General features: G+C 72.5%; 15 protein-coding genes. 14 read left to right on the top strand and 1 reads right to left on the bottom strand.

Translation table 11 applies throughout. From position 1 onward, the window contains the following. Position 1: 1 nt before the first annotated feature. The 13 genes from AC3IX6_RS40210 to aroA all read left to right on the top strand — a co-directional run bounded on the left by AC3IX6_RS40210 (position 2) and on the right by aroA (position 14,996). Positions 2 to 1,045, top strand: a complete 1,044-nt coding sequence (locus AC3IX6_RS40210; protein ID WP_489371913.1) for a hypothetical protein — start codon at positions 2 to 4, stop codon at positions 1,043 to 1,045. 188 nt (positions 1,046 to 1,233) lie between these two features. Beyond that, positions 1,234 to 2,778, top strand: coding sequence for an FAD/NAD(P)-binding protein (locus AC3IX6_RS40205; RefSeq protein WP_489371912.1), 1,545 nt, complete (start codon positions 1,234 to 1,236; stop codon positions 2,776 to 2,778). 106 nt (positions 2,779 to 2,884) lie between these two features. Beyond that, on the top strand, positions 2,885 to 3,697 hold the full coding sequence (locus AC3IX6_RS40200) for a class II aldolase/adducin family protein (protein ID WP_389694236.1): 813 nt from the start codon (positions 2,885 to 2,887) through the stop codon (positions 3,695 to 3,697). A gap of 66 nt (positions 3,698 to 3,763) precedes the next feature. Continuing rightward, entirely contained in the window at positions 3,764 to 4,411 is a 648-nt protein-coding gene (locus AC3IX6_RS40195) for an NAD(P)-dependent oxidoreductase (protein ID WP_489371911.1), read from the top strand. A gap of 30 nt (positions 4,412 to 4,441) precedes the next feature. Beyond that, positions 4,442 to 5,719: a multidrug effflux MFS transporter gene (locus AC3IX6_RS40190; protein WP_489371910.1), complete on the top strand. Its 1,278-nt coding sequence runs from the start codon at positions 4,442 to 4,444 to the stop codon at positions 5,717 to 5,719. 158 nt (positions 5,720 to 5,877) lie between these two features. Further along, positions 5,878 to 7,269, top strand: coding sequence for a class II 3-deoxy-7-phosphoheptulonate synthase (locus AC3IX6_RS40185; protein ID WP_489371909.1), 1,392 nt, complete (start codon positions 5,878 to 5,880; stop codon positions 7,267 to 7,269). A gap of 48 nt (positions 7,270 to 7,317) precedes the next feature. Beyond that, positions 7,318 to 7,695 carry a chorismate mutase gene (gene aroH, locus AC3IX6_RS40180; RefSeq protein WP_489371908.1) on the top strand — a complete coding sequence of 126 codons (378 nt, stop codon included), beginning with the start codon at positions 7,318 to 7,320 and terminating at the stop codon, positions 7,693 to 7,695. Next, a complete protein-coding gene (locus AC3IX6_RS40175) occupies positions 7,695 to 8,819 on the top strand; it encodes a prephenate dehydrogenase (RefSeq protein ID WP_489371956.1) in 1,125 nt (374 codons plus the stop codon). The genes aroH and AC3IX6_RS40175 overlap by 1 nt, the downstream gene beginning before the upstream one ends. 181 nt (positions 8,820 to 9,000) lie before the next feature. Further along, positions 9,001 to 10,188: a chorismate synthase gene (aroC, locus tag AC3IX6_RS40170; protein WP_489371907.1), complete on the top strand. Its 1,188-nt coding sequence runs from the start codon at positions 9,001 to 9,003 to the stop codon at positions 10,186 to 10,188. Beyond that, the gene (gene aroB, locus AC3IX6_RS40165; RefSeq protein WP_489371906.1) at positions 10,185 to 11,291 is read left to right on the top strand and encodes a 3-dehydroquinate synthase; all 1,107 of its coding nucleotides are present in this window, start codon (positions 10,185 to 10,187) and stop codon (positions 11,289 to 11,291) included. Before aroC ends, aroB begins: the two co-directional genes overlap by 4 nt. Continuing rightward, positions 11,288 to 11,572, top strand: coding sequence for a hypothetical protein (locus AC3IX6_RS40160; RefSeq protein WP_489371905.1), 285 nt, complete (start codon positions 11,288 to 11,290; stop codon positions 11,570 to 11,572). The genes aroB and AC3IX6_RS40160 overlap by 4 nt, the downstream gene beginning before the upstream one ends. After that, positions 11,569 to 13,719: a transketolase gene (gene tkt / locus AC3IX6_RS40155; RefSeq protein ID WP_489371904.1), complete on the top strand. Its 2,151-nt coding sequence runs from the start codon at positions 11,569 to 11,571 to the stop codon at positions 13,717 to 13,719. Before AC3IX6_RS40160 ends, tkt begins: the two co-directional genes overlap by 4 nt. Beyond that, positions 13,716 to 14,996 carry a 3-phosphoshikimate 1-carboxyvinyltransferase gene (gene aroA / locus AC3IX6_RS40150; protein WP_489371903.1) on the top strand — a complete coding sequence of 427 codons (1,281 nt, stop codon included), beginning with the start codon at positions 13,716 to 13,718 and terminating at the stop codon, positions 14,994 to 14,996. Before tkt ends, aroA begins: the two co-directional genes overlap by 4 nt. Before the next feature lie 72 nt (positions 14,997 to 15,068). Here aroA and AC3IX6_RS40145 read toward each other — a convergent pair whose 3' ends face one another. Further along, positions 15,069 to 15,641 (bottom strand): dihydrofolate reductase family protein, encoded by a 573-nt coding sequence (locus tag AC3IX6_RS40145; protein ID WP_489371902.1) that lies wholly within the window; start codon positions 15,639 to 15,641, stop codon positions 15,069 to 15,071. Between the two features lie 416 nt (positions 15,642 to 16,057). Between AC3IX6_RS40145 and AC3IX6_RS40140 the strand changes: the two genes are divergently transcribed. Then, entirely contained in the window at positions 16,058 to 16,726 is a 669-nt protein-coding gene (locus AC3IX6_RS40140) for a DUF4097 family beta strand repeat-containing protein (RefSeq protein ID WP_489371901.1), read from the top strand. Positions 16,727 to 16,746 lie beyond the last annotated feature (20 nt).

Genomic DNA, 16,746 nt, shown 5'->3' with positions numbered 1-16,746 from the left:
CGTGCGCGCGAAGAACCTGCTGAGCTGGCGGGTGCTCCTCGGAGCGGCCCTGGCCATATCAGCCCTGACCCTGCTGATCCTGCCCGGCAACCCGGCGCAGGCCACGGACTCCACCGCGGAGGCCGCGGCGCGTACGCCGGGCTCGGTGACCGTCTGCCTGGTGACCCGGGACGCCCCGACCCGCGAGCGCACCGTCAAGGTCGCGAAGTGGGCCTCGCAGGTCCTGCTCAAGGAGACGCTCTCCTACGCGGGGCCCTGTGCCTCGTACGGCGCCCCGAGCCCGCTCGGCAACGGCACCGTGCGCACGTACGCGCAGATCAACGGCACCACCCCGCAGACCGTCGGCTTCGTCTTCCCCAAGGACACGCTGACCGGCCTGCCGACCACCATGACCGACGGCAACCACTGCTACGACATGGACGGCAACGGCACGGTCAACGAGCACACCGAGTGCGTCGGCGGCCACGAGCGCCCGCTGGAGCTGCCCTCGCAGCTGACCGCGCTGCCCGGGATGCCGCTCAAGTGGGCCCTGCTGAACTACAACCCGATGGGTCACGGGCCGGAGCACATCTACACCGTCCCGCACTTCGACATGCACTTCTACACGCAGTCCAAGGCGGAGCGCGACGCGATCCGCAGCGGCCCCTGCGGCCTGGCCATCAACTGCGACGACTACGCGACGGCCATCAAGCCGATCCCCCCGCAGTACCTGCCGACGGACTACGTGAACAACAACGTGGCCGAGGCGGCCATGGGCAACCACCTGGTCGACATGAACTCGCCCGAATGGCACTCCACCGCCTTCACCCAGACCTTCATCTACGGCTCCTACGACGCCAAGATCAGCTTCCTCGAGCCGATGATCACGAAGGCCTGGTTCGAGGGCGTCGCCGCCGGGGTCAACCCGAGCCGCTGCTGGCCCATCAAGCAGCCGCAGCAGTGGCAGACCGCCGGCTGGTACCCGCAGGAGTACTGCATCGACTACCGCGCCAACCGCGGGGACTTCACCGTCTCGATGAAGAACTTCAAGAACTCCGCCGGCTGAGTCGCACGGACCCGAGTCGCAGAGAGCAAAAACCATTGGCCGACCGGCCCGCCCCCGCCGCACCGGGGGCGGCCGGCGGCTCCCACTGAATCCCCGGAGTAGGCGAGGAAAGGGCCACCGTGATCGCGGACAGCAAGGCCGGCGCACGACGACCCCGCGCCTTCCACGAATTGATTGGTGACTGACACATGTCCCGTGGATTCTCGATCGGTATCGTCGGAGGAGGCGCGGCTGCAGTCTGCTTGATCGACGCGTTGTCGCGAACACAAAGCGAACCGGGCAGCCTCACGGTCTTCGAACCGTCACCGCACCTGTGGCGCGGGCGTGCCTACCAGGTCGACACCGAGACCCTCAAGGTCAACGCGACGCCCGACGACATGTCCGTGCGCGCCGGCGACCTCCAGCACTTCGAGAACTGGCTGGAGACGCGGGACAAGGTCATAGGGGTCCGCACCGGAGTCGACCGCTGGTCCGGGAGCCGCTTCGCCCCCCGGACCGTCTACGGCGAGTACCTCGAGCAGACGGCCTACGCCGGGCTCGGCGAACTGCGCCGCCAGGGCTGGCGGGTCGACCTCGTCGGCGAGGGCGTCACCTCCGCGAGCCGCGCCGCCAACCGGGTCCTGCTGCGCACCGGCAACGGCCGCGCCCGCGCCTTCGACTACGCCATCCTGTGCGTCGGCGGCGACAGCCCCAAGGACGTCTACGGTCTGGGCGACACCCCCGGCTTCGTGGGGGACCCGTACCCGATCGTCAACAAGCTGGCGGACGTCGGCGAGCGGGAGCACGTCGCGATCATCGGCAGCGGCCTGACCGCCATAGACATCATCCTGTCGCTGGCCGCGCAGGGCCACCAGGGCAAGATCAGCCTGCTGTCCCGGCGAGGCGTCCTGCCCGGAGTGCGGCAGAAGGCGGTCCCCTTCGAGCTGCGGCACTTCACCCCGCACCGGATGGAGGAGATGGCCGCGATCCACCCCGAGGTCACCCTCGAGGACATCGCCACCATCATGCGGGCCGAGTTCCGCGACGTGGGCGCCGACCTGGACGCGGTGGTCTCGGAGATCATCCGGGTCGACCTGGAGGACCCGGTCGACCGGCTGCGCCGGCAGATCGAAGAGGTCGACTCCCCCCACATGGGTCTGCGCATCCTCCAGCGCGCCGTCCCCGAGACCGGCCCCGACGTCTGGCCGATGCTGCGCGAACAGGACAAGGTCCAGCTGCTGCGCGCCCACTACCGCACGATCATGAGCCTGTGCTGCCCCATGCCGCCCGGCAGCGCCGGAGTCCTCCTCGACCTCGTCGAGGCGGACAAGCTGGAGATCGTCGCCGGCCTGCAGAACATCACCCCGAACCCCGAGGCCGGCTTCGACGTCGTCACCGCCGAGGGACACGACTTCACGGCCGACCGCGTCATCAGCGCGGTCAACGCCTCCGAGGGGCGCATCCCCACCAGCGCCGCGCCCCTGGTCACCTCGCTGATGCGCAGCCGCGTCGCCAGCCGCCACCCCCACGGCGGCCTGCACATAGCGCGTCCGACCAGCCAGCTGACCACCAACGGCCGGCCCGACCCGCGCCTGTACGGGCTCGGGAACATCGCGGCCGGCTCGCTCTTCTTCACCTTCGGCATCCCCTCCCTGGTCGACCGCAGCCAGGACATCGTCGGCGCGATCCTGCAGCACGCCGAGACCGTCACGGCCGCGACCCAGGAGAACGAGGACGTCCTGCTCACGGTCTAGCCGCCGGCGGGGACCGCCCCGCTCACGGCCGGGCCGCCGCCCGCACCCGTACCCGTACCGACACCGGAAAACGACCCGGAGATTCCGGAGATGAGGACCCCCGAGCATGAGCGTCACCGAGACCGACCGGCCCGCCTACCTGGCGGACACGCACACCGGCCTGCCGATCCCGAGCGAGCCGGTCTTCGCCACCCACGAGGAGACGCGCCGCCACCGCAAGCAGCGGCTCGCCGCCGCGCTGCGGCTGTTCGGAAAGTACGGCTTCGGTGAGGGCATCTCGGGCCACATCTCGGTCCGCGACCCGGAGCACGAGGACCGGTTCTGGGTGAACCCCTTCGGCGTCTCCTTCAACCTGGTCCGCGTCGCCGACCTCATCTGCGTGGACTCGGCGGGCACCGTCGTGGAGGGCAAGCACCGGGTCAACCCCAGTGCCTTCGTCATCCACTCGGCCATCCACGAGATGCAGCCGGGCGCCACGGCGGCCGCCCACGGCCACACCGCGCACTCCCGCGCGCTGGGCGCCCTGGGCCGCCTGCTGGACCCCATCGACCAGGAGTCCGCCGCCTTCTACAACCGCCAGGTCCTCTACGAGGAGTACGAGGGCCCCTCGGTCTCGGCCGAACTCGGCCGCGACATCGCGGAGAAGCTCGGCGACAACCGCGCGATCCTGCTGCGCCACCACGGCCTGATAACCGTCGGCGGATCGCTCGACGAGGCCGTGCACTGGTTCTTCACCTACGACAGCTGCGCCCAGGTGCAGCTGCTCGCCCGGGCGGCGGGCACGCCCAAGAGCTTCACCCATGAGCAGGCCGTCGCCGCTGGGGACGGCTTCGGCAACGAGCAGCTGGGCTGGTTCAGCTTCCAGCTCCTCTGGGACGAGATCATCCGCGAGCAGCCCGACTTCCTCGAAGAGGACTAGCCCGCGGGACGTCTCCTCGTCCGGCACCACCCCCCGAAGAATCACCGAGGAAGAAGAGGCACCACCATGAACATCCTGCTTTTCGGAGCCAGCGGACACATCGGCAGCGCCATCGCCGGCGAACTGCTCTCCCGCGGCCACGCCGTCACCGGCGTGACCCGTACCGGCGAGATCGCGGGCACCAGCCACGAAGGCCTCAAGGTGATCGCGGGCGACGCCACCAACGCGGACACCGTGGCCGAACTGTCCGCGGCGGGCTACGACGCCGTCGCCTCGGCTGTCGGCCCCAAGCTCGGCGTCGACGACGACCACAAGATCATCGTCGGTGCGGCCAACGCGCTCATCGAGGGCCTCACCCGCAGCGGCGTACGCCGTGTCGTGGTCCTCGGCGGCGCCGGCAGCCTGGAGGTCTCCCCGGGCGTCAAGGTCATCGACAACCCGAACTTCCCGGCCATGTGGAAGCAGAACGCCCTCGCCCAGAGCGAAGCGCTCGCCCTCTACCGCCAGGCCGGCTCCCTGGACTGGACGTTCATCTCCCCGGCCGCCCAGATCGAGCCCGGTGAGCGCACCGGGACCTATCGCGTCGGCGGTGAGCAGCTCCTGGTGGACGCCGAAGGAAAGAGCCAGATCAGCATCGCTGACTACGCGGTCGCCTTCGCGGACGAACTGGAGCGCGGCGACGCGATCCAGGCCCGCATCACCGTCGCCTACTGATTCCGCGTTCCCCCGGAGGGGATCAGAAACATGACTTCATCCGCCACACCGAAGAGCGCCGGCATCGTCCGGTTCGCCATCATCCTCGGCGCCCTCACCGCTCTCGGCCCGCTCGCCAACGACGCGTACATGCCGGGCCTTCCGCAGATCGCCGAGGACCTGAACACGAGCGCCTCGGCGGCCCAGCTCAGCCTCACCGCCTGCCTGCTCGGCCTCGGCATCGGCCAGCTCATCGCCGGACCCGTCAGCGACGCGCTCGGCCGGCGCCGTCCGCTCATCGCCGGTCTGGCGCTGTTCGCCGTCACCGCGCTGCTGTGCGCCTTCGCCCCCAACATCTGGACGCTGGTCGGGCTGCGCGCCCTCCAGGGCCTCGGCGGCGCCACCGGCATCGTCATCGCCTCCGCGGTCGTGCGCGACCGGCACACCGGGCCCGCCGCGGCCCGGTTCTTCGCGATGCTGATGCTGATCACCGGCATCGCGCCGATCCTGGCCCCCGTCCTCGGCGGCCAGCTGATGCTCGTCACCTCGTGGAAGGGCATCTTCATCGCCCTCGCCATCATCGGGGCCCTGATGCTCTTCGGCGTCGCCGGCGCCCTGCCGGAGACGCACCCCGCGCAGCGGCGCGTGCGCGGCGGCCTCAAGGCCACCGGCCCGATCTTCCGCCGGCTGCTCTCCGACCGCGTGTTCGTCGGCTACAACCTGGCCTGCGGCTTCGCCTTCGCCGCGATGTTCGCCTACATCTCCGGCTCGACCTTCGTGCTCCAGTCCATCCACGGGATGTCCCCGCAGGGCTACAGCGTCGTCTTCGGGGTCAACGCGCTCGGCCTGGTCATCGCCGCGCAGGTCAGCGGCCGCATCGTGCACAAGACCGGCCCGCGCGCCCTGCTCGCCACCGGTCTGGCCATCTCTGCGGTCGGCGGCCTCGCGCTGCTCGCCGTCGTCCTCACCGACGCCGGTCTGGCCCCGCTGCTCGTCGCGCTCTTCCTGGTCGTCTCCAGCGTCGGCCTCGTCCTGCCGAACTCCTTCGCGCTGGCCCTCCAGGACCACGGCGACGTGGCCGGCTCGGCCGCCGCGCTGCTGGGCCTGTCCCAGCACCTGATCGGCGCGGCCGTGGTCCCGCTCGTCGGCCTCGCCGGCGAGGACAGCGCGGTGCCGATGGGCATTGTCATCGCCGTCCTCGGCGTCGGCGGTCTGCTCTTCTTCGGCCTCACCAAGGGCCACAAGGCCGCCGTTGAGGAAGCCGAGGGCCAGGCGTCGCAGGTCCAGGAGCCCGCGGCCCGGACCGCCGAGGTCCACGAGCCGGTCTAGGCCCCGGGCGAGACAGGCTCCGCAACGGAAATGCCCACCCGGGGGTCCGTACGGCCGCACCACCGTACGGACCCCCGGCACCCGGGGCCGCCATCCCGGGCGGCGACAGGCCCACACCTCTTCCCTTTCCCACCGAAACCGATCGAGGCACAGCCACCATGACCCTCGCCACGCACGCCACGGCCGTCGACTCCTGGCGGCTGCTGCCCGCCGCCCAGCAGCCGTCCTACCCCGATCCCGTCGCCCTGCGCTCCGCGCTCGACGACCTCGCCTCCTACCCGCCCCTGGTGTTCGCCGGCGAGTGCGACCGGCTGCGCGACCGGCTCGCCGACGTCGCCCGGGGCGAGGCCTTCGTCCTCCAGGGCGGGGACTGCGCCGAGACCTTCGACGCCGTCAGCTCCGACCAGGTCCGCGACAAGGTGCAGACCCTGCTGCAGATGGCCGCCGTCCTCACCTACGCGAGCTCCGTGCCCGTGGTGAAGATCGGCCGGATCGCCGGGCAGTACTCCAAGCCCCGTTCCAAGCCCACCGAGATCCGTGACGGCGTCGAACTGCCCGTCTACCGCGGCGACTCCGTCAACGGCCTCGCCTTCACCCCGGAGTCCCGCACCCCGGACCCCGAGCGGCTCAAGCGGATGTACCAGGCCTCCGCCGCCACCCTGAACCTCGTACGGGCCTTCACCACCGGCGGCTACGCCGACCTGCGCCAGGTCCACGAGTGGAACCGCGACTTCGTCGCCGCCTCCCCGGTCGGCGAGCGCTACGAGCGCCTCGCCAAGGACATCGACGACGCGCTCACCTTCCTCGCCGCCTGCGGCGCCGACCCGGCCGCCGTCCACTCCTCCGAGATCTTCGCCAGCCACGAGGCACTGCTCCTGGACTACGAGGCCGCGCTCACCCGCGTCGACGCCCGTACCGGCCGGCTGTACGACGTCTCCGGCCACATGATCTGGATCGGCGAGCGCACCCGTCAACTGGACGGCGCCCACGTCGAGTTCGCCTCCACGGTGCAGAACCCCATCGGAGTCAAGCTCGGCCCCACGACCTCCGCCGACGAGGCCCTGCGCCTCATCGACAAGCTGGACCCGCAGCGCGAGCCCGGCCGCCTCACCTTCATCACCCGGATGGGCGCACCCCACATCCGCGAGATCCTCCCCGAGCTCATCGGCAAGGTCACCGCCGAGGGCGCCCGCCCCGCGTGGATCTGCGACCCGATGCACGGCAACACCTTCGAGGCGCCCAGCGGCCACAAGACCCGGCACTTCGACGACGTGCTCGACGAGGTCACCGGCTTCTTCGAGGTCCACCGCGCGCTCGGCACCCACCCCGGCGGCATCCACATCGAGCTGACCGGCGACGACGTCACCGAATGCGTCGGAGGCGGCGCCGAGGTCCGGCTCACCGACCTCGGGCAGCGCTACGAGTCCGCGTGCGACCCGCGCCTGAACCGCAAGCAGTCGCTCGACCTGGCCTTCCGGGTCGCCGAGCTGTACCGCGACCGCCGGACGGACGCGGCGGCCCGCCGCGAAGCCGTACCGGCCGCCGCCTGATCCCGAGCGACCGATCGACGTACCGTCCTGAAGCAAAGGGAGAAGCCCATGTCCGTGCGTGCCCTGCGCGGTGCCATCCAGCTGGAAGTCGACGAGCGGGGCCACCTGCTGGACGGGGTCCGCACACTGTTCCAGGAGATGCTCGCCGCCAACGGGCTCGACCAGGAGGAGCTGGTCAGCCTGTTCTTCACGGCGACCCCCGACCTGGTCAGTGAGTTCCCGGCGGTCGCCGCCCGCGATCTGGGCGTGACCGACGTGCCGATGATGTGCGCGCAGGAACTGGACATCGCCGGGTCCCTGCCCCGGGTCGTGCGGATCCTCGCGTACGCCGAGACGGAGCTGTCCAAGCGCGAGATCAAGCACGTCTACCTGGGCGGCGCGGCCGCCCTGCGCCAGGACCTGGTCACCGCCGGAGACTCCAGATGATCCGCTCCGCCGCGGTGGTGGGGACGGGCCTCATCGGAACCTCCATCGCACTGGCCCTGTCCCGTCGCGGGGTGGCCGTCCACCTCATGGACGAGAACGATTCGGCCGCCCGTACCGCCGCCTCGCTCGGCGCCGGCATCGTGGGCGCCCCGAAGACCACCGTGGACCTGGCCGTACTGGCCGTCCCGCCGGCCCAGGTCGGCGCCGTGCTCGCCGCTCAGCAGAGGCTGGGCCTGGCCCGCTCGTACACCGACGTCGCCAGCGTCAAGACCGAGCCGGAGATCGGGGTCCTCGCCGCGGGCGCCGACCCCGTCAGCTTCATCGGCGGACATCCGATGGCCGGCCGGGAGCGTTCCGGCCCGCTCGCCGCCTGCGCCACCCTCTTCGAGGGCCGTTCCTGGGTGCTGACCCCCACGGCCCACACCAGCCGCGACGCGCTCAACATGGCGCTGATGATGGTGTCCCTGTGCGGCGCGGTGCCCGTGGTGATGGACAGCGACGTCCACGACCGCGCCGTGGCCCGCGTCTCCCACACCCCGCACGTGGTGGCCTCGCTGATGGCCGCCCGCCTCCAGAACCTCCCCGAGGACGCCTGCCGGCTGGCCGGGCAGGGACTGCGCGACGTGACCCGGATCGCCGGGGGCGATCCCCGGCTGTGGAGCGACATCCTCGAGTCCAACGCCACCGCCGTCGCCGACGTGCTGACCGAACTCGCCGAGGACCTCCAGGTCACCGTGTCCGCCCTGCGGGGCCTCGCCACCGACGACGCCGACGAACGCGCCCAGGGCACCACGCTCCTGGCCGACCTGCTCGGCCGCGGTCTCAGCGGCCGCGACCGCATCCCCGGCAAGCACGGGCACCCGGTGCCCGCCTGCGCACCGGTCCGCGTCCTGATCGGGGACCAGCCCGGCGAACTCGCCCGGCTCCTCGCGAACGCCGCCGAACTCGGCGTCAACATCGAGGACATGACCATCGACCACTCGCCCGGCGACGAGAGCGGCCTGGTCGAGCTGATGGTCGCCCGCGGGACCGCCGTCACCATGGCCCAGGGCCTGATGGGCGCCGGGTGGCGGGTCCAGCGGATGGGGCCGATCGAGGCTCCGCCGGTGGCCGTCGGCGTCTGACCCCGCAACCGCGGATCCCCGTACGCCCCCTTCCGCCGTCCTTCCCCCCTCTACGGGGATCCGGTCGCCCCACCGGCCGGGTCTCCGACTGCCCACCCGTGTCCCCCCTTCCGACCGCCCCCCCGCCGTGTCCGACCGCCCACCACGCCGGCCCACCACGCCGTATGACAGAGGATCACCCTTGAGTACTTTGCGATGGCTCACCGCGGGCGAATCGCACGGCCCCGCTCTCACCGCCGTCCTCGAAGGCCTGCCCGCCGGGGTGGAGATCTCCACCAAGGCGGTCGCCGACTCCCTCGCCCGACGCCGCCTCGGCCACGGCCGGGGCGCCCGGATGGCCTTCGAGCGGGACGAGGTGACCTTCCTCGGCGGCGTCCGCCACGGCCTCACCCAGGGCGGACCGGTATCGGTCCAGGTCGGCAACACCGAATGGCCCAAGTGGGAGACGGTGATGGCGGCCGACGGCGTGGACCCGGAGGCGCTGGCCGGCCGGGCGCGCAACGCCCCGCTCTCGCGCCCCCGCCCCGGCCACGCCGACCTCGCCGGGATGCAGAAGTACGGCTTCGACGACGCCCGGCCGGTACTGGAGCGGGCCAGCGCCCGCGAGACCGCCGCCCGCGTCGCCGTCGGCGAGGTCGCCCGGGCCTTCCTGTCGCAGGCGTACGGGATCACCATCGTCAGCCACGTCGTCTCCCTCGGCGCGGCCGCCGCCCCCGAAGGCGTGGTGCCCGGGCCGGACGACACCGAGCGCGTGGACGCCGACCCGGTGCGCTGCCTGGACCCGCAGGCCTCCGCCGCGATGGTCGCCGAGGTCGACCGGGCCCACGAGAACGGCGACACCCTCGGCGGAGTCGTCGAGGTGCTCGTGTACGGACTTCCGCCGGGCCTGGGCAGCTACGTCCACGGGGACCGGCGCATCGACTCCCGGCTCGCGGCCGCCCTCATGGGCATCCAGGCCATCAAGGGCGTCGAGTTCGGCGACGGATTCGGCCTCGCCAAGGTCCCCGGCTCCCTCGCCCACGACGAGATCGAGCGGGACGAGGAGGGGGTCATCCGCCGCCGCACCGCCCGCTCCGGCGGGGTCGAAGGCGGGATGACCACCGGCGAACCCCTGCGGGTGCGCGCCGCCATGAAGCCCATCGCCACCGTGCCGCGCGCCCTGGCCACCGTCGACGTCGCCACCGGCGAGTCGGCCGTCGCCCACCACCAGCGCTCCGACGTCTGCGCGGTGCCCGCCGCGGCCGTCGTGGCCGAGGCGATGACGGCGCTGGTCCTGGCGCACGCCGCGCTGGAGAAGTTCGGCGGGGACTCCGTCGCCGAGACCGCCCGCAACCACCGGGGCTACCTCGAGAACCTGGCCGTCCGGTGAGCGCCCCGACGCTGAACACGCCGACGCTGAACACGCCGGCCCTGACGGGGAGCACCCGCATCCCGGTCGGCGGCGACCGGCCGTACGAGGCCGTCGTCGGCCACGGGCTGACCGGCGAGACCGGCCGCGTCCTGGGCTCCGGACCGCTGCGGGTGGCCGTGGTCCACTCCCGGCCCCTGCTGGCCACGGCCCGGCGGATCGCCCGGGAGCTCACCGACGAGGGACGCATCGTGGTCTCCCTCGAAGTGCCCGACGGCGAAGCCGCCAAGGACATGACCGTCGTGGTGGGCCTGTGGCGGGCCCTCGCCGACGCCGGGTTCACCCGCTCCGACGCCGTCGTGGCCGTCGGCGGCGGGGCCACCACCGACCTCGCCGGGTTCGCCGCCGCCGGCTGGCTGCGCGGTGTACGCCTGGTCCTGGTGCCGACCACCCTGCTCGGCATGGTCGACGCCGCCATCGGCGGGAAGACCGCCGTCAACCTGCCCCAGGGCAAGAACCTCGTCGGCGCCTTCCACCCGCCCGCCGGGGTGCTGTGCGACCTGGATCTGCTGGACACCCTGCCGCCCGCCGACTACGTCAGCGGCCTCGCCGAGGTCATCAAGGCCGGGTTCATCGCCGACCCGGAGATCCTGCGCCTGGTCGAGGACGACCCCGCCGGCGCCGTCCACACCCGGGAGCTCGTCGAGCGCGCCATCCGCGTCAAGGCGGAGGTGGTCACCGAGGACTTCCGCGAGGACGGCCGCCGCGAGCACCTCAACTACGGCCACACCCTGGGCCACGCCATCGAGCGGGTCGCCGGCTACCGGGTCCGGCACGGCCACGCGGTCGCCGCCGGCATGGTCTTCGCCGCCGAACTCGCCCGGCTCGACGGCCGGCTGTCCGCCGCCGACACCGAGCGCCACCGCGCCCTGCTCGCCGCCGCCGGTCTGCCCACCACCCACGGCGGAGCCTGGGCCCCGCTGCGCGACGCGATGGGCATCGACAAGAAGACCCGGGGCAACCGGCTGAGGTTCGTCGTGCTCGACGCCATCGGCCGTCCCGCCCTGTTCAGCACCCCGGACGAGGACCTGCTCCGGGCCGCCTACGAGCGGCTCGGCCGATGACCCGCCCCGCCGTCCGCTACGCCCGCGCCCGGGCGGCCCGCTGCGCCCGCGCCGCAGCGGACGCGGCCGCCCGGGCGCCCCGTCCGGCCCCGCTCCCGCCGCACGCCGCGGCCCGTGCCCGGGCGGTGTTCCCGGCCCGCTCCGGTAGCGCCGCCGCGGTCCCGGTCCTGCTGGGCGCCGCGGTCCCCGCCCGGGCCGGAGCACCCTTGCGCGCCTGGGTGCCCGCACCGGCCAGAGCACTCGTACTCGCCGAATCCCCCGAACAGGAAGGCCCGTCATGACCGTCGCCAGCGCCCCGCAGGGCACCGCGCCCGCCCTGCTCTGGGGGGACGCCGACCGCCGGGCCGTCGAGGTCGCCCGCGCCCTGACCGTGGACGCGGTCGAGGCGGCCGGACACGGACACCCCGGTACCGCCATGAGCCTCGCGCCGGCCGCCTACCTGCTCTTCCAGCGGCTGCTGCGGCACGACCCCCAGGACCCGCGCTGGGCCGGCCGCGACCGGTTCGTGCTCTCCTGCGGCCACGCCAGCCTGACCCTCTACACGCAGCTCTACCTCTCCGGCTACGGGCTCACCCTGGACGACCTCAAGGGCCTGCGCACCGAGGGCAGTCTGACCCCCGCGCACCCCGAGTACGGGCACACCCCGGGCGTGGAGACCACCACCGGCCCCCTCGGCCAGGGCCTCGCCAACGCGGTGGGCATGGCCATGGCCGCCCGTCGCGAGCGCGGCCTGTTCGACCCGGAGGCCGCCCCCGGCACCTCCCCCTTCGACCACACCGTCTGGGCCATCGCCTCCGAGGGCGACCTCGAGGAGGGCGTCGCGCACGAGGCCAGCTCGCTCGCCGGCCACCAGCGGCTGGGCAACCTCGTCGTCCTCTACGACGAGAACCGCATCTCCATCGAGGACGACCGGCAGATCGCGCACTCCGAGGACACCCTCGCCCGCTACCGGGCGTACGGCTGGCACGTGCAGGAGGTCGACTGGACCGCGAGCGGCGAGGCCACCGAGTACACGGAGGATGTCGAGGCCCTGCACCGGGCGCTCGTCACCGCCCGCGAGACCACCGACCGGCCCTCCCTCGTATCGCTGCGCACGATCATCGGCTGGCCCGCGCCGAAGAAGCGCAACACCGGCGGTATCCACGGATCCGCCCTCGGCGCGGAGGAGGCAGCCGCCGCCAAGGCGGCGATGGGCCTCGACCCCTCGCTCTCCTTCCAGGTCCCCGCCGAGGTCCTGGCCCACGCCCGCCGGGTCGCCGACCGCGGCGCCGAAGCCCACCGCCAGTGGGACAAGACCCTCACCGACTGGCGCGCCCTGAACCCCGCGCGCGCCGAGCTCTTCGACCGGCTCTCCGAGCGCCGGCTGCCCGAGGGCTGGCAGGAGAACCTGCCGGTGTTCCCCGGGGGCGGCCAGATCGCCACCCGCAAGGCGTCCGGCGAAGTGCTGAACGCGCTCGCCTCCGTACTGCCCGAGCTGTGGGGCGGCTCCGCCGACCTCGCCGAGTCCAACCTCACCACCATGAAGGGCGAACCGTCCTTCATCCCCGAGGAGCTGGCCACCGAGGCCTACTCCGGCCACCGGTACGGGCGGACCCTGCACTTCGGCATCCGCGAGCACGCCATGGGCGCGATCCTCAACGGCATCGCCCTGCACGGCGGAACCCGCCCCTACGGCGGCACGTTCCTGGTCTTCTCCGACTACATGCGCCCCGCCGTACGCCTCGCCGCCATGATGAAGCTGCCCGTCACCTACGTCTGGACCCACGACTCCATCGGGCTCGGCGAGGACGGCCCCACCCACCAGCCCATCGAACACCTCTGGTCGCTGCGCGCCATCCCGGGCCTCGACGTGGTCCGGCCCGCCGACGCGAACGAGACCGTCGTCGCCTGGCGGACCATCCTGGAGAACGACGACCGCCCGGCGGGCCTGTGCCTGTCCCGGCAGAACCTGCCCGTGCTGGAGCGCACCGAGGAGAGCGGGCTGTCCCCCGCCGAGGGCGCCGCGCGCGGCGGGTACGTGCTGGCCGAAGCCGACGGCGGCCGTCCCGAGGCCATCCTCATCGCCACCGGCAGCGAGGTGCCCATCGCGCTCGACGCCCGCCGCATCCTGCAGGACGGGGGCCTCGCCACCCGCGTCGTGTCCATGCCCTGCCTGGAGTGGTTCCAGGCGCAGGAGGAGGCCTACCGAGAGGAGGTGCTCCCCGCCGAGGTGGCGGCCCGGGTCTCCGTCGAGGCGGGCTCCAGCCTCGGCTGGTACGCCCTGGTCGGCGCGGCCGGCACCTCGCTGGGCATCGACTCCTTCGGCGCCTCCGCCCCGTACCAGTCCCTGTACGAACTCCACGGCCTGACGGCGCCGAAGGTCGCCGCGGCCGCCCGCGCGAGCTTCGAGCGCGCGCAGCGGGCCCGGCGCAAGGCCGCTGCCCGATGAGCGCCGCCACCACCGTGCTGGAGGCCCGGATCCCCGGCTCCAAGAGCATCACCAACCGGGCGCTGCTCCTCGCGGCCGCCGCCCCAGGCCGCAGCCGCCTCGGCGCGCCCCTGGTCAGCGACGACACCCTCGCCTTCCGGGCCGCGCTGACGGACCTGGGCACCGGGGTCCGCGACATCGGGGACGGCGGATACGGCTACGGAGACGGCTCCGGCTACGGCGACGGCTCCGGCGAGGTCTGGGAGGTCACCGGGCGCGGCGCGGGACCGGCCGGCCCCGGCCGGGTCTGGTGCGCCGACGCCGGCACCGCGGCGCGCTTCCTGCCGCCCTTCGCGGCCACCGGGCGCGGGGAGATCGCCTTCGACGGCTCCGACCAGTTGCGGGCTCGCCCGCTGCGGCCGCTGCTGGAGGCGCTCACCGGGCTCGGGGCGAAGGTGCGCGGTACGGGCCTGCCCTTCACGCTCACCGCGCGGGGGCTCGCCGGCGGCCGCATCGAGCTGGATTCCGGGCTCAGCAGCCAGTACCTCTCCGGGCTCCTGATGGCGGCCCCGCTGATGGGCGGACCGCTCACGGTGGACGTGCCGCGGCTGGTCAGCCGTCCGTACGTGGACATGACCCTGTCCCTGATGCGGCACTTCGGCGCCCGGGTCGAGGAGGAGGGCAGCGCGATCACGGTCCACCCGGGCGGCTACCGGCCCGCCGACCTCGACATCGAGCCGGACGCCTCGACCGCCTCGTACGTCTTCGCGGCGGCGGCCGTCACCGGCCGCACCGTACGGGTCAGGGCCCTGGGCTCCGGCAGCCTCCAGGGCGACACCGCGTTCGTGGAGGTGCTGCGGCGCGCCGGGGCCCGGGTCACCAGGACCGCGGACTGGACCGAGGTCACGGGGACCGGTGCGCTGCGCGGCGGATTCACCGTCGACATGGGCGATATCTCGGACACCTTCATGACCATGGCCGCGATCGCCCCGCTCGCGGACGCCCCGGTCACCATCACGGGCATCGCGCACGCCCGGTTGAAGGAGTCCGACCGCATCGCCGCCGTCGCGGGGAACCTGCGCGTGCTGGGCATCCGGGTCGAGGAGGGCCCGGACCGCATCACCGTCCACCCGGGCGCCCCCGCCCCGGCGACGGTCGACTGCCACCGGGACCACCGCATCGCGATGTCCTTCTCGGTACTGGGCCTGCGCGCCCCCGGCATCACTCTCGACGACCCGGCCTGCGTGGCCAAGACCTTCCCGGGGTTCCACGAGGAGCTGCGCCGGCTCTTCGGCTGAGACGCGCGGACGGATGCGAACGGCGCCCCCTGCATGGCGGGGGGCGCCGTTTTCGCTCTCGCGTGGCTCCGGTCAGCGGACCACGTCGAAGACGTTCAGCTGCAGGCCGTTGGCGTAGGCCTCGTGCTCGACGAGCTTCAGCTTCTGCGCGTCCTTGTCCGTGGCGCTGAAGAGCCGCTTGCCGGCGCCGAGCAGCAGCGGGAAGACGAGCAGGTGGTAACGGTCGATCAGGCCGGCGTCGGAGAGCGCCCGGTTCAGGGAGGCGCTGCCGTGGACGATGATCGGGCCGCCCTCGGTCTCCTTCAGGGAGGCGACCTCGTCGAGCGAGCGCAGGATCGTCGTGTCGCCCCAGCCCGACACCAGGTCGTCCTCGGCGAGGGTGGTGGAGACGACGTACTTCGGCATCACCTTGTAGTCGGCGAAGTCCTCCATGGCGGGCCACACCGGGCTGAACGCCTCGTAGCTCGTGCGGCCCAGCAGCATCGCCGAGGCCTCCTTCTGCTCCCGGCCCTTGATCTCGAAGGCCTCGGGCAGGAACTCGACGTCCTTGAAGGTCCAGCCCGAGTTCCGGTATCCGGGCTCGCCGCCGGGGGCCTCCACAACGCCGTCGAGGGAGATGAAGGCGGAGCTGATCAGGGTGCGCATCGTGGGTCCTCGGATCTCGTGGCTGGCTCTCGGCGGGTCCGTCCGGCGCCCCGCGGCCACTTCCGTGGCTGCTGCGGCGCGCCTTTCATGATCTAAGACTGCGGACCCCCGGAAAACTCATCGGTCCCCGCGAAAGTTCCTTCGGTTCAGAAGGCGGCCGCGTGGTCGAGGACCCGTGCGCGGTAGCTGCGCGCCTGGTCGGCGCGGGTCAGCGACTCGGGCCCTCTTGTAGCGTTCATCTCTAGTCCATTGCAACGCATGGCATCCCTGTCGTTGCATTTAGTTTTGTGTCTGCGCAACGATTTGACGGCTCTGACCTGCTGTTATGTAGATTCCTTGCGATGAACTGATTGTCGAGATGTGGAAAGCAACGTAGCTTTTCCCTCATCGGAAACAACGAGTCGCAGGAGAGAATCATGCAGAAGTTCGCCACCCCCACCCCGATCTCCGCTGTTCTGGGCATCCCCGCCGGCACCGTCCGCTTCATCGCCGCGGACCGCGCGGACACCGCGGTCGAGGTCCGGCCCGCCGACGCCTCGAAGGGCCGCGACGTGAAGGCGGCCGAGCAGACCTCGGTCGAGTACGCCGACGGGGTCCTGCGGATCGCGGCCCCGGCGAAGAACCAGCTCCTGGGCGCCTCCGGTGCCATCGAGGTGACCGTCCAACTGCCCACCGGCTCCCGCGTCGAGGCGAAGGCGGCCGACGCCGAACTGCGGGGCGTCGGACGCCTCGGTGACGTCGTCTTCGAAGGCGCGCGCTGCTCGGTCAAGCTCGACGAGGCCGCGAGCACCCACCTGACCCTCGCGGCCGGCGACGTGTCGGTCGGCCGCCTGGGCGGCCCCGCCCGGATCAGCACCCAGAAGGGCGACCTGCACATCGCCGAGGCCCTGGGCGGCACGGTCGAACTGCGCACCGAGTACGGCGAGATCTCGGTCGGCGCCGCCCGCGGGGTCAGCGCCACCCTCGACGCCGGCGCCGCCCACGGCCGGATCCACAACGCCCTGCGCACCACCGACGCCGCCGCCGGCCGCCTCGACATCCACGCGACCACCGCCTACGGCGACATCACCGCCCGCAGCCTCTGACATCCGTAAAGGAGCACCGC

The organism is Streptomyces sp. GL_141, assembly GCF_057834385.1.
This window is presented reverse-complemented; position numbering and strand designations above follow the sequence as displayed.

What these genes read in the sequence shown, in the direction of transcription:
- AC3IX6_RS40205 (WP_489371912.1), top strand. Translation starts at nt 1,234, where the DNA reads ATGTCCCGTGGATTCTCGATCGGTATCGTCGGAGGAGGCGCGGCTGCA.
- AC3IX6_RS40200 (WP_389694236.1), top strand. Translation starts at nt 2,885, where the DNA reads ATGAGCGTCACCGAGACCGACCGGCCCGCCTACCTGGCGGACACGCAC.
- AC3IX6_RS40195 (WP_489371911.1), top strand. Translation starts at nt 3,764, where the DNA reads ATGAACATCCTGCTTTTCGGAGCCAGCGGACACATCGGCAGCGCCATC.
- AC3IX6_RS40190 (WP_489371910.1), top strand. Translation starts at nt 4,442, where the DNA reads ATGACTTCATCCGCCACACCGAAGAGCGCCGGCATCGTCCGGTTCGCC.
- AC3IX6_RS40185 (WP_489371909.1), top strand. Translation starts at nt 5,878, where the DNA reads ATGACCCTCGCCACGCACGCCACGGCCGTCGACTCCTGGCGGCTGCTG.
- aroH (WP_489371908.1), top strand. Translation starts at nt 7,318, where the DNA reads ATGTCCGTGCGTGCCCTGCGCGGTGCCATCCAGCTGGAAGTCGACGAG.
- AC3IX6_RS40160 (WP_489371905.1), top strand. Translation starts at nt 11,288, where the DNA reads ATGACCCGCCCCGCCGTCCGCTACGCCCGCGCCCGGGCGGCCCGCTGC.
- tkt (WP_489371904.1), top strand. Translation starts at nt 11,569, where the DNA reads ATGACCGTCGCCAGCGCCCCGCAGGGCACCGCGCCCGCCCTGCTCTGG.
- aroA (WP_489371903.1), top strand. Translation starts at nt 13,716, where the DNA reads ATGAGCGCCGCCACCACCGTGCTGGAGGCCCGGATCCCCGGCTCCAAG.
- AC3IX6_RS40145 (WP_489371902.1), bottom strand. Translation starts at nt 15,641, where the DNA reads ATGCGCACCCTGATCAGCTCCGCCTTCATCTCCCTCGACGGCGTTGTG.
- AC3IX6_RS40140 (WP_489371901.1), top strand. Translation starts at nt 16,058, where the DNA reads ATGCAGAAGTTCGCCACCCCCACCCCGATCTCCGCTGTTCTGGGCATC.